The sequence below is a fragment of the Mangrovihabitans endophyticus genome (assembly GCF_014646155.1).
In the GTDB taxonomy this organism is placed as follows: domain Bacteria; phylum Actinomycetota; class Actinomycetes; order Mycobacteriales; family Micromonosporaceae; genus Actinoplanes; species Actinoplanes endophyticus.
The window spans coordinates 1-13,352 of record NZ_BMMX01000077.1 but is presented as its reverse complement, the minus strand read 5'-3'; the positions used below and the strand labels follow the sequence as shown (position 1 = coordinate 13,352).

At 72.5% G+C, this 13,352-nt stretch carries 12 protein-coding genes and 1 pseudogene; 7 read left to right on the top strand and 6 right to left on the bottom strand.

Features of this window, described 5'->3' with window-relative positions:
* Both IEY73_RS31865 and IEY73_RS31860 read right to left on the bottom strand, forming a co-directional pair.
* Positions 1-356: pseudogene (locus IEY73_RS31865) on the bottom strand (hypothetical protein); the annotation flags it as partial.
* 89 nt (positions 357-445) lie between these two features.
* The gene (locus tag IEY73_RS31860) at positions 446-898 is read right to left on the bottom strand and encodes an SRPBCC family protein (RefSeq protein WP_189083067.1); all 453 of its coding nucleotides are present in this window, start codon (positions 896-898) and stop codon (positions 446-448) included.
* A gap of 96 nt (positions 899-994) precedes the next feature.
* On the opposite strand from IEY73_RS31860, the gene IEY73_RS31855 reads away from it, so the two are divergent.
* Positions 995-2,683 (top strand): sensor histidine kinase, encoded by a 1,689-nt coding sequence (locus IEY73_RS31855; protein WP_189083066.1) that lies wholly within the window; start codon positions 995-997, stop codon positions 2,681-2,683.
* Positions 2,684-2,690: 7 nt separating this feature from the next.
* Positions 2,691-3,359 carry a response regulator transcription factor gene (locus tag IEY73_RS31850; protein ID WP_189083065.1) on the top strand — a complete coding sequence of 223 codons (669 nt, stop codon included), beginning with the start codon at positions 2,691-2,693 and terminating at the stop codon, positions 3,357-3,359.
* 118 nt (positions 3,360-3,477) lie between these two features.
* On the opposite strand, the gene IEY73_RS31845 is transcribed toward IEY73_RS31850, so the two are convergent.
* From IEY73_RS31845 to IEY73_RS31830, 4 genes are all read right to left on the bottom strand, one after another.
* Positions 3,478-4,650 carry a glycosyltransferase family 4 protein gene (locus IEY73_RS31845; RefSeq protein ID WP_189083064.1) on the bottom strand — a complete coding sequence of 391 codons (1,173 nt, stop codon included), beginning with the start codon at positions 4,648-4,650 and terminating at the stop codon, positions 3,478-3,480.
* Positions 4,650-5,906: a M48 family metallopeptidase gene (locus IEY73_RS31840; protein ID WP_189083063.1), complete on the bottom strand. Its 1,257-nt coding sequence runs from the start codon at positions 5,904-5,906 to the stop codon at positions 4,650-4,652. Before IEY73_RS31840 ends, IEY73_RS31845 begins: the two co-directional genes overlap by 1 nt.
* A gap of 111 nt (positions 5,907-6,017) precedes the next feature.
* The gene (locus IEY73_RS31835) at positions 6,018-6,236 is read right to left on the bottom strand and encodes a hypothetical protein (protein ID WP_189083062.1); all 219 of its coding nucleotides are present in this window, start codon (positions 6,234-6,236) and stop codon (positions 6,018-6,020) included.
* A gap of 111 nt (positions 6,237-6,347) precedes the next feature.
* A complete protein-coding gene (locus IEY73_RS31830) occupies positions 6,348-7,718 on the bottom strand; it encodes an NYN domain-containing protein (RefSeq protein WP_189083061.1) in 1,371 nt (456 codons plus the stop codon).
* A 101-nt stretch (positions 7,719-7,819) separates the two neighbouring features.
* On the opposite strand from IEY73_RS31830, the gene IEY73_RS31825 reads away from it, so the two are divergent.
* From IEY73_RS31825 to IEY73_RS31805, 5 genes are all read left to right on the top strand, one after another.
* Positions 7,820-9,640: a DEDD exonuclease domain-containing protein gene (locus tag IEY73_RS31825; protein ID WP_373292919.1), complete on the top strand. Its 1,821-nt coding sequence runs from the start codon at positions 7,820-7,822 to the stop codon at positions 9,638-9,640.
* Between the two features lie 112 nt (positions 9,641-9,752).
* Positions 9,753-11,540 (top strand): RelA/SpoT family protein, encoded by a 1,788-nt coding sequence (locus tag IEY73_RS31820; RefSeq protein ID WP_189083060.1) that lies wholly within the window; start codon positions 9,753-9,755, stop codon positions 11,538-11,540.
* A 67-nt stretch (positions 11,541-11,607) separates the two neighbouring features.
* Entirely contained in the window at positions 11,608-12,084 is a 477-nt protein-coding gene (locus IEY73_RS31815) for an NUDIX domain-containing protein (RefSeq protein WP_189083069.1), read from the top strand.
* Positions 12,081-12,968 (top strand): sugar phosphate nucleotidyltransferase, encoded by an 888-nt coding sequence (locus IEY73_RS31810; RefSeq protein WP_189083059.1) that lies wholly within the window; start codon positions 12,081-12,083, stop codon positions 12,966-12,968. Before IEY73_RS31815 ends, IEY73_RS31810 begins: the two co-directional genes overlap by 4 nt.
* 9 nt (positions 12,969-12,977) lie before the next feature.
* On the top strand, positions 12,978-13,265 hold the full coding sequence (locus IEY73_RS31805) for an Lrp/AsnC family transcriptional regulator (protein ID WP_189083058.1): 288 nt from the start codon (positions 12,978-12,980) through the stop codon (positions 13,263-13,265).
* The last annotated feature ends 87 nt before the right edge of the window (positions 13,266-13,352 follow it).

Sequence of the window (13,352 nt, the reverse complement as noted above, 5' to 3'; positions counted from 1 at the left end):
GCGGCGGACGGCGCGGCGGACGGCGGCGCGGCGGACGGCGGCGCGGCGGACGGCGGCGGAGCCGACCGGGTCGCCGCCGACCATGCCGCCGCCGGGTCGGACGGTGGCTGTCGATGCGGCTGCGGCGATGGTTGCGGCGCACGGTTCGACGAACGTGCGCCGGCCGACCAGTCGGAGAACGCCCGCATCACCCCGGCCACGCCCGCGGCCAGGTCCCCGGCGCCGCCGGCCAGCCGCGAGGCGGCCTCCGGCGACGGCTCCCGCATCGCGGCGATGGCGCGGCAGACCGGACAGACGCAGCACTCCGCGGAGCCGGTCGCCCAGCCGTGACCACGGCCGGTGCCGGAGCCGGCCATGGCGAGCACGGTGGCGACGAGCCGTTCGGCCTCCTCGCGCGCGGACCCGGTGGACCCTGCCATGTGATGCTCCCTCCGCGTGCGTGGCGTCAGGCCGTCGCCAGGCTCTCCACCCGGCGCTTGAGCTGCTTGAGCGCCGTATCCATGATCATTTTCTCCGCCTTGCGCCGGAACATGCCCAGCATCCCGACGGAAAGCTCCACCTCAAGGGTGTATGTCACGGTGGTTGTCGCGTCGCCGTTGTCCACCAGGTCGTACGAACCCTGCTGGGCACGCTGGGTGCGGGACGGCGCGACCAGCCGCCACTCGATGCGGGACACGTCGTCGGCGTAGCTGTACTCCAGCGTGTAGTCGTCGGCCATCACGCCCGCGTCGATGACGAAGCGGACCTGCTCGGCGTACCCGTCGTCGTACTCGCTGACGACCTCGACCTGTTTCATCGCGTCAGCCCATTCGGGGTAACGCGGGAAATCACAGATCACCGCGGCCACCTGTGCCATCGGTGCGTGCACCCGGATCGACTGGGTCGAGGTGTCCGCCATGCTGGGAGGCTACCCGGTGACCATCGGGATTTCGGTCACCGGCCCGGTGCGGATCGACGGGTGCCACGAGCGAGCGGGGCCGCTACCATCCGTCACGTGCCAAGCTCAGCCAGCGTTCCTGCCCGCGTCCAGCCCCTCGCGGTAGCGGCGAGGGTCATCATGCTCGCCCTGGTGGCGGCGCTGACCCTGATCGCCACCCGGGATGTCGCGCAGTTGCGCTGGATCGCGCTCCTGCTGGTGGCCGCGCTGCCCGCCTTCGTGGCTCCCGACCACCCGTTCTACACGCCGCTGGGACGCGTCGCCGAGGTGGCGGTGACCGGGTTGGCGGCGGGTTCGATCGCCGCGGCGGCCGACGTCACCGGAACCGTGGACGCCGGTTTCGGCGCCGAAGCGGTGCTGCCGTACCTGGCCGTACCGCTGCTCACCGCGGCCCTGCGCCGCCGTCCGACCGAGGGCGCCGCGCTGCTCGGCGTCGCCGCGGTCACCATGGTCGTCGGCGGTTTCGCGGCCGGCGATCCCAGCGCGCTGACCCAGCCCGGATACCTGGCCGCCGGCGGGCAGTGGCTGGTGCTGGGCGCGATCGTCACGTTCGCCGCGGACACCATGCGCCAGTTGATGCAGCCCGCGGATCAGACGCCTCAGCCGTACGCGGAAGCCACCCGCCTGCTCACCCAGCTACGCAGCGTCGCCCGATCGCTGCCCGGCGCCACCCTGGACCCGGGCGGCATCTCCGAGCATCTGCTTGAGGAACTGCGGGTGGTGGCCCCCGGCCATCGCGCGGCGGTGCTGTCCGGCAGCGGCGGGGGACGGCTCGTGGTGCTCGCGCAGACCGGTGCCGAACGCGTCGACTGGGAAGTCACCCTCGACGCCGACTCCGCCATCGCCGACGCCTGGGCGACCCAGCAACCGCAGACCGCGAGCCGGTCGCAGGCCCGCTCACACCGCGGCGGCGACGCGTCGTCGCTGGTCGTCCCCCTGGTGGCCGGCGTACGCACGATCGGCCTGGTGATCCTCGAAGCGGATGTCCCGCAGGCGTACCCGGGTGCGGTCGTCGGCCGTGTCACCGAGGTGACCGGCCCGGCAGCGCTGCGCCTGGAAGCCGCCCTGCTGTTCGACGAGGTGCGGTCGCTGGCCACCAACGAGGAACGGCAGCGCCTGGCCCGGGAGATCCACGACGGGGTCGCACAGGAGCTGGTGATGGTCGGGTACGGCATCGACAACGCCCAGGCCACCCTGCCCGAGGGCGCCGAGGAGACCGCCGAGGAGCTACGCACGCTGCGCGGCGAGGTCACCCGGGTGATCACCGAGCTGCGGCTGAGCCTGTTCGAGCTGCGGTCCGAGGTCGACCGCAACGGTGGCCTGGCGGCGGCCATCGCCGAGTACGCGCGGACCCTCGGCACCTCAGCCGGTCTGCGTGTGCACTTCACCTTCGACGAATCCACCGCACGACTGCCCGCCGCGACCGAGGCCGAGCTGCTGCGCATCGCCCAGGAGGCGATCACCAATGCGCGCAAACACGCCGGCGCCTCCAACCTGTGGGTCACGTGCACCGTCGATCCGCCGTACGCGGAAATCGAGGTCTCCGACGACGGAAAGGGCTTCGCGGACGACCGTCCGGATGGCCGGTACGGCCTCAGCATCATGGCCGAGCGCGCGGAACGGATCCGGGGCAAGCTGCGGATCACGCCGCGACACCCCAGCGGGACAACCGTTGCCGTAGTGCTCGGATCTTCGGCCCGGCGCGATAGCGTGCGGGATAGTGTTTCCGCTCCAGAAGGGGAGTAACCCGAGCATGTCGACCAGTCCTGCGCCTGCCACGCGCACCAAGGTCCTCCTCGTCGACGATCACGACCTGATCCGTAAGGGGCTGCGACACGCGTTCGAGCGGGACCGGCAGTTCGAGGTCGTCGGGGAGGCCGCCACGGCCGCCGAGGCGGTCCGGCAGGCCGGTGCGCTGCAGCCCGACGTGGTGATCATGGATCTACGCCTGCCCGACGGCAGCGGCCTGGAGGCGACCCGCGCCCTGCGCAAGAACAACACCAACATGGGCATCGTGGTGCTGACCATGTATGCGGGCGATGACCAGCTATTCGGCGCGCTGGAGGCCGGTGCCAGCGCCTTCGTGCCCAAGACCGCCCCGGCCGACGAGGTGGTCGCCGCGGCGCGGCACGCCGCGTCCGCGCCCAGCGCGTTCACCGCGGCCGACCTGGCCGAGGCCATGAAGCGCCGGCTGGCGCCGTCCGGGCCCCAACTGTCGCCCCGCGAGGGACAGGTGCTGCGCCTGCTTGCGGACGGCATGAGCGTGGCCGGCATCGCCAAGCAGTTGTTCGTGTCCGAGTCCACCGCCAAGACCCACATCTCGAAGCTGTACGAGAAGCTGGGCGCCGCGAACCGCGCCCAAGCTCTGATGACCGCCCTGCGACTGGGGTTGCTGGAGGCCCCGGACGCGCCGAAGTTCTGACATTCGTGCCCGTCTCGGCGATCTTTCGGGTCTACCTCTTCTCGCGCGATCTGTAAGGTCGCCGGACGGCCGGGCACACCTCGTCGGCCCCACCACGCCCGCCTCCGGCCCGGCGTGTTCAGCCGGCGCTTCGCCGATCCCCCTCCTCGGGGGTGCCGTCGTCGTGGGCGCCGTCGAGCATCGCCGCCAGCCGGGCGGCCTGTTTTTCCCAGCGCCATTCGCGCTCCACCCACGCCCGGCCGGCGGCGCCGATCGCGGCGGCACGGTCCGGGTCGGACAGCAGCTCCGCCACCCGGGACGCCACCGCGGGCACGTCACGTCCCCCGGCCACGTACCCGGTCTCGCCCTCCAGCACCGCGTCCGGCGCCCCGCCGGAGTCCCCCGCCACCACCGGCAGGCCGCTCGCCGAGGCTTCCAGGTAGACGATGCCCAGGCCCTCCACGTCGAACCCGGCGGCGCGGGTGCGGCACGGCATGGCGTAGACGTCGCCCGCCGCGTACATCGACGGCAGCGACTCCCAGGGCACCGACCCGGTGAATACGACGTCGTCCGCGACCCCGCAGCCGCGGGCCAGCCGGGCCAGGCGCGCGCGGTACGGGCCTCCGCCGACCAGCAGCAGCGCCGCGCCGGGCACCCGGCGCCGGATCTCCGGAAGGGCACGGATCAGCGTGTCCTGACCCTTGCGGGGAACCAGCCGCGACACGCACACCACGACCGGACGGTCACCGAGCCGGTAACGCCGGCGCACATCGCCGCCGTCCACTCCCGGATGGAAGGTGTCGATGTCCACACCGGGGGCGAGCCGGCGCAGCCGGGTCAGGCCGTGCAACGCCCGGTCGAGCCGAGTGCGCTGATATTCCCCCAGATAGGTCAGCACGTCGTTGCCGCGGGCGATGCGGCGCAGCAGGTGCCGGGCACCGGGCAGCGCGGCCCATCCGATCTCGTGGCCGTGTGTCACACCGACCGCCCGGACGATCCCGGCGTTGCGGCGCAACCCGTCGGCCAGCAGCCCCAACGGCGCCGCCGCCCCGAACCAGACGCTGTCGCACCCGTGTGCGCGGGCGAGGTCGGCGGCACGCCGGGCGACGGCCGGAGTGGGCAGCAGCATGCCGGTGCCCGCGCGCACCACCTCGAACGGCTGCTCCGCGTCGAACTTCCCGGCACCCTCCCATGTGGACGCATAGACCACCAGCGAACCGCCCGGACGGCGCACCGCGAGGTTGTGGATGAATTGCTGGATGCCGCCGGGGCGAGGTGGGAAGTCGTTGGTGACCAGCAGGGTCCGTGACATCAGCGGGCGCCCCGCGCGTACGCGCGTGCGCCGGCCATCCGTTCCACTGTGGACGGATGCGTGGCGGACATCAGGTACTCCCAGGTCGGCGGGTCGGGGTCGGACAGGTTCACCGTGCCGAGCCGTCGCTGCATCGCCTCGAAGGTGCCCGCGTCGCCGGTCAGCGCCAGGGCGTGCGCGTCGGCACGAGCCTCCACGCGGCGGGACACCAGGGCCTGCGCCGGGCCGGCCAGCAGACCGGCCACCGCGGCGATCGCGAGCACCAGGCCGAGCGCCCGCGGATCGCCGATGGCGTCCACGCCGGCCCGGCGGAGCAGCGCGGACCAGCCGCCGAGCACAGAGAGGGCGACGACACCGGCGGCGGCGCCGAGCGCGCCCATGACGGTGAACGTCAGCACGTCGTTCCTCTTGGCGTGCCCCAGTTCGTGCGCGGCCACGGAGACCACCTCGGCGGGCGAGGCCTGGTCGAGCATCGTGTCGTACACGACGATCCGGCGGGTCGGCCCGAAACCGGAGACATACGCGTTCACCGCGCGGGTGCGGCGTGAGGCGTCGGCGACCAGCACGTCACTGACCGGCACGCCGTCCTGGGCGGCCAGGTCCATGAGCTCGGTGCGCAGGGGCGATGCGGCCATCGGCGTGAACTTGTTGAAGATCGGCTCGACGAGCACCGGCAGGATGAACGAGAGCAGCACGACCAGCATCGCCGCGCCCGCCGCGCCGAAGGCCCACCACCAGCGCGGAGCCGCCCGCACCACGGCGTAGAAGCCGGCCAGCGCCACGGCGCCGAGCACGGCCCCGACCGCGTAGGACTTCAGGAGGTCGACCGCCCACCCGCCCCAGGACTGGGTGGAAATGCCATAGCGGACGGTGACCACGTGCCGCCACGCCGCGAACGGCACCGTGATCACCTCGACGAGCAGCATCAGGACGAGGCCGCCGAGCACGGCGCGGGCGAGCCAGGCGTCGCCGAACGGCCGGCCGGCGAGAGTCACCAGTCTCGCGCCCAGCGAGGTGAACCCGAGCAGCAAGGTCGCGGCCAGCCCCACGGCCATCGCCGAGTAGACGGTCGGCCGCAGCTCGGCGTGGAAGGCGCGAGCCCGGGCGACCTGCTGCTGGGGCAGCTCGCGCAGGGCGGCTAGCTGGTCGGCGCGCGGGGCGGGCGGGCGGTGCCACGGCACCGTGACCAGGGCGAGCACCGCAAGCGCCACCGCGAGCACACCCAGGGTGCACAGGGCCCATCCGCGCGGCGTCACGCGATCATCCTAGGAGACGCCACTGCTCTCCCCCGCCGCTCTCCCCCTGCCGGTGACCGCCACGCCCGGCGGCGGGACGCATCGCAGCCGGGCAGGTGGCGGCCGGCAATGTCACGCCACGTGCCGGCGGCCGGGTAGCAGCGGCACCACCACCGGCGGCTCCGGGGTGGACAGCAGCTCGACGTCGAACCCCGCCAGTTCGAGGGTCTCGATCGCCCGCAGCTCTCCGGGTGTCAAGTCGGCGATGCCCGCGGGCGTGTCGAGCAGCGCGGAGACCAGGCATCCGCGGCACTCGTCGCCCTCGGCGCACCGACCGCAATCGACGATCATCAGTCCTCCTCCTGCGGTGGCCCGGATCGCGACGGGGAAGCTGCGAAGAGCGCATGTCGCGGACCGACCACCATCGGTGACTCTCACGCTAGGGAGGGGGTACGACAAAAATCAGGCGCGGCCGAGCCGGCGCAGCAGCGAGTCGGCACCCATCGGGTAGGCGCCGTGCCGCCGCACCCCGTCGGCGACCTCGCGATCCGACGAGACCACCACGATCGGCCGGCCGCCCGGCTCGCCGCGCACAAGCTGGCGGATCAGCTCGTCCGCGGTGTCGCCCTTGTGCGAGAACAGCACCCGCACGCCGCGCGGCGCGGGCGGCAGCCCATGCACCCGCTCGGCACCGTCGAAGACCACGGTGACCTCGTCGCCGGTCTGCGCTGCGATCCCGCCCAGGCCGCTGATCAGGCGTCTGCGCTGTTGCTCCAGGGATATCTCCGGGAAGCCCCGCTTGGTGACGTTGTAACCGTCCACGATCAGGTGCGCCCGCGGCAACGCGAGTAGTTGATCGAGACGGGCGGGGTCGTCGGTGTCCTGCGCCCGCGCCCGGACACGCTCGGGCGCGCCGGGGCGCCGCGCCGCCGCGTCCGCCACGAAGTCGGCCGGCAGCTTGTCGGCCGGCCCGAGGGCCAGTTCCCGGCGCAGGCCGGAGGCGGCTTGGCCGATGGTCTCGATCAGCAGCCAGAGCCGCGCGTCGTCGGCCGCGCGGGCGTCCTTGGCGGTCTGCTTGCCGGTGGCAGCCGCGGCCTCCGCCTCGGCCAGGCGGGCGCGCAGCCGGCGTACCTCGGTCTCGTGCTCCTGACGCACCCGGGCCATCCGCCCCTTCTCGGTCGCCGCCAGGTCGTTGGCCCGCTTCTCCGCCGCCCGCGTCTCACGCAGCGCCTTGGCGGTGGCACGGGCCTCCTCGCGTAGCTGGCCCAGTTCCTCGCGCACCCGGGCCAGCTCGTCGCGCAGCTTGTCGGCTTCCACGCGGGCCACCGCACGGTCGTGCTCGGCCCGGGCGGTACGCTGCTCGGCCTCGCGCACCTGGTCGGCCACCGCGGCGCTGTCCGCCTCCGCGCGTACCACCTCGCCGGCCCGCTCGATCAGCTCCCGCCAGCCCTCGGGCCGGGCCAGGTAGGCCAGCGCGGCCACCTCCACGGGGTCCGCCGCGCCCGGCGACACTCCGGCGAAGACGGCCGCGCCCAGATCGCCTGCGTCGGACACCACGCGACCGCCGATCCGTTGCCGGAACACCGGGTCGGCGGCGAGCTGAGCGGCAATGGCCGGGCCACCGTGACGAGCACGACGATGAGGCGCGAAACGGGCGACTTTGCGGAGCACGAGCGGAATCTCGTCGGCCGAAAGGCCGGGCAACGCCGACGCGGCCAGAGTCATGATCCGCCCCCGCACGGACTCCGGCAGCGTCGGCTCCGGAGCAAAGTCGCCGTCGACCACGGCCGCCTCCTCGGCGGGCTGGTCTGCGGGCGGCTGCGGAGCGGACATAGTTCATTGTCCCACCGCGTCCGGCCGAAACGCTTGCGGACGCAAGTGATCTTTTGTGCCGGACACGGAAGTTGTCGTACCCGAGTCCTAATCTCCGGGCCGTGGCACAACCCCCTCGGCTCGACGGCGCACCCGGCTACCGCCAGGAGACACTTGACTCACTGCTCGGCCCGGACGGCTCGGCTGCGCCGGCGGCGCAGGCGCTGAGCGACACCGTCTTCGTGGTCCTCGACCTGGAGACCACGGGCGGCGCCCCGGATGGCGGCGGCATCACCGAGGTGGGTGCCGTCAAGGTCCGCGGCGGCCGACAGCTCGGCACCTTCGGCACCCTGGTCAACCCGGGCGAGCGCCTGCCGCCGTTCATCACCGTGCTGACCGGCATCACCGATGCGATGCTGGCGCCGGCACCACGGATCGAGGCGGTGCTGCCCAGCCTGCTGGAGTTCTTGCGCGACGCGGTTCTGGTGGCCCACAACGCCCCCTACGACGTGGGCTTCCTCAAGGCCGCGTGCGCCCGGCATGGCTATCCCTGGCCCCGCCCGCATGTGCTGGACACCGCGGCCCTGGCGCGCCGGGCGCTGACCCGTGACGAGGTGCCCAACCGCAAGCTGGCCACGCTGGCCCGGTTCTTCCGCTCCGCGGTGGAGCCCACCCACCGGGCGCTGGACGACGCGAAGGCCACCGTGGACGTGCTCCACGGGCTGATCGAGCGGCTGGGCAGCTTCCGCGTGCACACCCTGGGCGACGCCATCGAGTTCGCCAAGGCGGTCACCCCCACCCAGCGCCGCAAGCGGCATCTGGCCGAGGGGCTGCCGCACGTCCCGGGCGTCTATGTCTTCCGCGCCGCCGACGACCGGGCGCTCTACGTCGGCACGTCGAAGGACATCGGCACCCGGGTACGCAGCTATTTCACCGCCGCGGAGAAGCGCGCCCGCATCTCCGAGATGCTGGCCGCCGCCACCCGCGTGGAGGCGGTGGAGTGCGCGCACCCCCTGGAGGCGCAGGTGCGAGAGTTGCGGCTGATCGCGGCGCACGCACCGCCCTACAATCGCCGCTCGAAACATCCGGACCGGGTGGTTTGGCTCAAGCTCACCGCGGAGGCCTACCCGCGCCTGTCGGTGGTCCGCCAGCTCGCCGATGACGACGCCGCCTATCTGGGCCCGTTCTCCTCGCGCCGCACCGCCGAGCTGGCCGCCGCCGGGATGTACGACGCGGTGCCGCTGCGCCAGTGCACGCTCAAGTTGTCCCCGCGCACCCCCACACCGGCCTGTGCGCTGGCCGAGCTGGGTCGCTGCCCGGCACCCTGCGAGCACCGGATCTCCCCGCAGGAGTACGCCTCCCGCGCCGCATCGCCGTTCCGCACCGCGACGCACGGCGATCCGGGGCCGGTCGTGGACGCCCTGCTGGCCCGCATCGACACGTTGTCCGGCCGGCAACGCTATGAGGAGGCGGCGGTCGTCCGCGCACGGCTGGTCGCCCTGTTGCGCGCCACCGTGCGGATGCAACGACTGGACGCGCTGACCCGGTTGCCGGAGCTGATCGCCGCCCGCCGCGATCAGGTCGGGGGCTGGGAGATCGCGGTGATCCGGCACGGGCGGCTGGCCGCCGCCGCCACGTCGCCGCCGCGACTGCATCCCCGCCCGACGCTCGACATGGCACGGGCGACCGCCGAAACGGTCCAACCCGGACCGGGCCCGGTCCCGGCCGCCACCGCCGAGGAGACCGAGCGGATCTTGGCATGGCTGGAGCTGACCGACACCCGATTGGTGGACACTTCGGGCGACTGGGTGTCACCGATCCGTGGCGCGGCGCGATTCAGTACCCTTCTCGCCAAGGCGGAAGCCGCAGCACCGGGGAAAGAGTGGTCCGTTCGCCCAGCACTAACTGACCGTTCGGACGACGCTCGCTCGCATAGGCTGTAGGGCACGCAGGCAACTCCGGCCGAAATCGGACGGTTGCGCCTGTGCTCGGTGATGGCACCTGGCTCCGGTCCGCCACGGTCCCGCTCGCCGAGATCGGTAAGGAGGTGTCCGAGTGAACGTCGACGCCGGCCACGGCGCCGCACTCGGGCGTGCCATGCCTGCCTCACGCCAGGAGATCCCGTTGACCCGGCGGCTGCGGTCATTGCTCGGTCTCCAGGGCAACGACGACGACCCGGTCACCACCCTGGCTCGCACCCACCGCAACATCCACCCGTCCGCCGACGCCGGCATGCTGCGCCGCAGCTACGGGGTGGCGGAGAACTGCCACCGTGGACAGAAGCGCAAGAGCGGCGACCCCTACATCACGCATCCGCTCGCCGTCGCGCAGATCTGCGCCGAGCTGGGCATGGACACCACCACCCTGGTCGCCGCGCTGCTGCACGACACGGTGGAGGACACCAGCTACACGCTGGAGACGCTGCAGGTGGAGTTCGGTGCCGAGGTCGCCCACCTGGTCGACGGGGTGACCAAGTTCGACAAGGCGTTCTACGGCAAGGCCGCCGAGGCCGAGACCATCCGCAAGATGATCGTCGCGGCCGGTAAGGACGTCCGAGTCCTGATCATCAAGCTGGCCGACCGGCTGCACAACATGCGCACCCTGGACGCCCGCTCCCCCGCCTCCCGCGCCCGGATCGCGACCGCCACCCTGGACGTGCTGGTGCCGCTGTGCGACCGGCTCGGCATTCAGGCCCTCAAGCGCGATCTCGACGACGTGGTGCTCTTCCACTTGCGGCCGGAGGCATACGCCCGCATCGACGAGCATGTGCGCAACCGTCCCGGCTGGTCGGAATATCTGGCCGCGGTGGCCGGCAAGGCCCGCTCGGCGCTGCGGCGCAGCCGCGTCCCGGCGGTGGTGACGCCGCGACCACGGCACTACTACTCGATCTGGAAGGACACCGTCGCCGGGGACCACGCCGTGCCGCAGGACCTCCCCCGGATCGCGGTGGTGGTGGACGGCCCGCCGACCGACTGCTACGCCGCGCTGGGTGCCATCCACGGGCAGTGGCGACCGGTGGCCGGCCGATTCAAGGACTTCATCGCCTCCCCCAAGAACAACCTCTACCGATCGCTGCACACCACCGTGACCGGCCCGGACGGACGTCTGGTGGAGGTGCTGATCCGCACCGAGGCGATGCACCGGTGCGCGGAGTACGGCGTGGCCACCGGGTACCGCTATCCGAAGTCCCAGTACGCCGAAGCGGCCGGCGCCGACCAGCTCACCTGGCTGAAGCGAGTGCTCGACTGGGAGCAGGACACCGTGGACGCCGGCCAGTTCCTCGCCTCGCTGCGCTGCGACCTGGCCGAGGCCCAGATCACGGTGTTCGCCCAGGGGCGCACGTTCGAACTGCCCTCCGGATCCACACCCGTCGACCTCGCGTACGAGCTGGGTCCGGACAAGGGCGACCAGACGCTCGCCGCGACCATCAACGGCCGGCTGGCACCGCTGAGTTCGCAACTCGACGACGGTGACGTGGTGGAGATCTTCACCGAGACGGACGGGCACGCGCATGCCGAGCAGGGCGCCCCGCGGGGTCCCCGGCGCGAGTGGCTCGACTTCGTCAAGTCCAATCAGGCCCAGACCCACATCAACCGGTACTTCGCGGAGAAGAACACGCCCGGCATCAGCATCGCGGACAAGGTGCGGCTGGGCCGGGCCACCATCGGGCTGACCCTGCGCAAGCACGACCGCGGCCTGGCCAGCGAGGTGCCGCTGCGTCGGCTCGCCGAGGAACTGGGCTTTCCCGACCTGGAAACCATGCTTGTCGCGGTCACCGAGCGGACCCTCGAACCGGACATGGTGGTAGAGCAACTCATCGCCCTGGTGGACCACCCGGACTGAACGCGAAAGCCCCCGCTAGCCTGCACGTGTGACTGTTGCCGGGCGAGTGCGCGGATATGCGTACCAAATGTTCTATCGGCTGCCGAGTTCCGTACGCCGCCGAATCGTCCGGATCATCGTGCCGAAATACCTGGTCGGGGCGGTGACCATCATCCGCGACGCGGAAGCCGCGGAGCCGGGGCGCATCCTGCTGCTGCGTCAGCCGCCCGGCCGTTCCTGGGGTCTGCCCGCCGGGTTGCTCAAGCGCCGCGAGGAGCCGGCCGTCGGCGCCGCCCGTGAACTGCAGGAGGAGTCCGGCGTCGCCATCGACCCGGACGACCTCACCGCGGCCGTGCCGAACGCGATCGTGCACAGCAAAGGCTGGGTGGACACCGTGTTCACCGGTTCCGTCCCGGCCTCGACCACGCCGCTGATCGTGGACGGCGGCGAAGTGCTGGAGGCGCGCTGGTGGCCGCTGGACGGGCTGCCCACGCTGACGCCCAACACGGCGCTGCTGCTCGGCATCTACGGCATCGGGCCGCTCGCCTCGGAAGCCAGCCGGTGACTGCCGGGGACGGCGTCTGCGCGGTGGTACTCGCCGCCGGTGAGGGGCGACGTCTGCGACCGCTGACCGAGACGGTTCCGAAGGCGCTCTGCCCGGTGGGCAACCGGGCGCTGCTCGACCATGCCCTGCGCCGGGTCGCGGGCCTCGGCCTGACCGGGCCGGCGCGGGTCGCGGTCAACGCCGCCTACCTCGCCGACCAGGTCGTCGCGCACGTCGGCGACCGTGCGCACCTCAGCGTCGAACCGGACGGGCCGCTCGGCACCTCCGGCGGCGTCGGCAACCTCAAGGGATGGATCGACGGACGCGGCGTGCTGGTCGGCAACGCAGACGCCTACCTGGCCGACCCCGCCCGCGAACCCGGCAAGGACATCGCCGCACTGCTGGACGGCTGGACCGGCGACACGGTCCGGATGCTCACCCTGCCGGTGCTCACCCCGCCGACCGGGTCCGGAGGCGCCAGCGGGTTCAGCGGACGGCGCTTCGCCGGCTTCTCGCTGCTGCCCTGGCGGTACGTGCGGGGGCTGAGCTCGGAGTTCGCCGACCTGGTACGCACGGTGTGGCGGCCCGCCGAGGCGGCCGGCGACCTGGAACTCGTCGGGTTCGACGGCACCTACCTGGACACCGGCACACCGGCTGACTATCTGCGCGCCAACCTGCACGCCGCGTCTGGTGGCAACCTGATCGATCCGACGGCCACGGTGAGCGGAACGTGCACCGCGTCGGTGGTGGGCGCTGACGCCACGGTGGCGGGCACGATCGAGCGCTGCGTCGTCTGGCCCGGTGCCCAGGTGACCGCCGGGGAAACGCTCACCGACGCGGTACGCGACGCCGGGGGCTTGACGGTCCGGGTCGGCGCGGTGAGCAGGGACGGCACACGGCATTAGGATCGGCGCATGAACACCGCGATTGTGCACATCGACTGCGCCACCGACTCCATTCCCGAGGTGGCCGAGGCGCTGGCCGCGCTGCCCGGCGTCAGCGAGGTCTATTCGGTGGCGGGCAACGTCGACCTGATCGCGATCGTCAGGGTGAAGAACTTCGAGGACATCGCCGACGTGATCGCGGGACGCATCTCGAAAACGCCGGGCGTGGTCAACACCGAGTCACACATCGCGTTCCGCGCGTACTCGCGACACGACTTGGAAGACGCCTTCGCGATCGGCCTACCCGGGGCGGACTGAGCGCGCCCCGCCCCGCCCCGCCGTCCCCCGCCCCACCCCGCCGCCGCCCCACCCGCGCCGCCGCGCCCGCCGGCACCGCCGCGCCCG

Bases quoted from the DNA above. Each gene is read 5' to 3' on its own strand.
- IEY73_RS31860 (WP_189083067.1), bottom strand. From the start codon at position 898: ATGGCGGACACCTCGACCCAGTCGATCCGGGTGCACGCACCGATGGCA.
- IEY73_RS31850 (WP_189083065.1), top strand. From the start codon at position 2,691: ATGTCGACCAGTCCTGCGCCTGCCACGCGCACCAAGGTCCTCCTCGTC.
- IEY73_RS31845 (WP_189083064.1), bottom strand. From the start codon at position 4,650: ATGTCACGGACCCTGCTGGTCACCAACGACTTCCCACCTCGCCCCGGC.
- IEY73_RS31835 (WP_189083062.1), bottom strand. From the start codon at position 6,236: ATGATCGTCGATTGCGGTCGGTGCGCCGAGGGCGACGAGTGCCGCGGA.
- IEY73_RS31830 (WP_189083061.1), bottom strand. From the start codon at position 7,718: ATGTCCGCTCCGCAGCCGCCCGCAGACCAGCCCGCCGAGGAGGCGGCC.
- IEY73_RS31815 (WP_189083069.1), top strand. From the start codon at position 11,608: ATGTTCTATCGGCTGCCGAGTTCCGTACGCCGCCGAATCGTCCGGATC.
- IEY73_RS31805 (WP_189083058.1), top strand. From the start codon at position 12,978: ATGAACACCGCGATTGTGCACATCGACTGCGCCACCGACTCCATTCCC.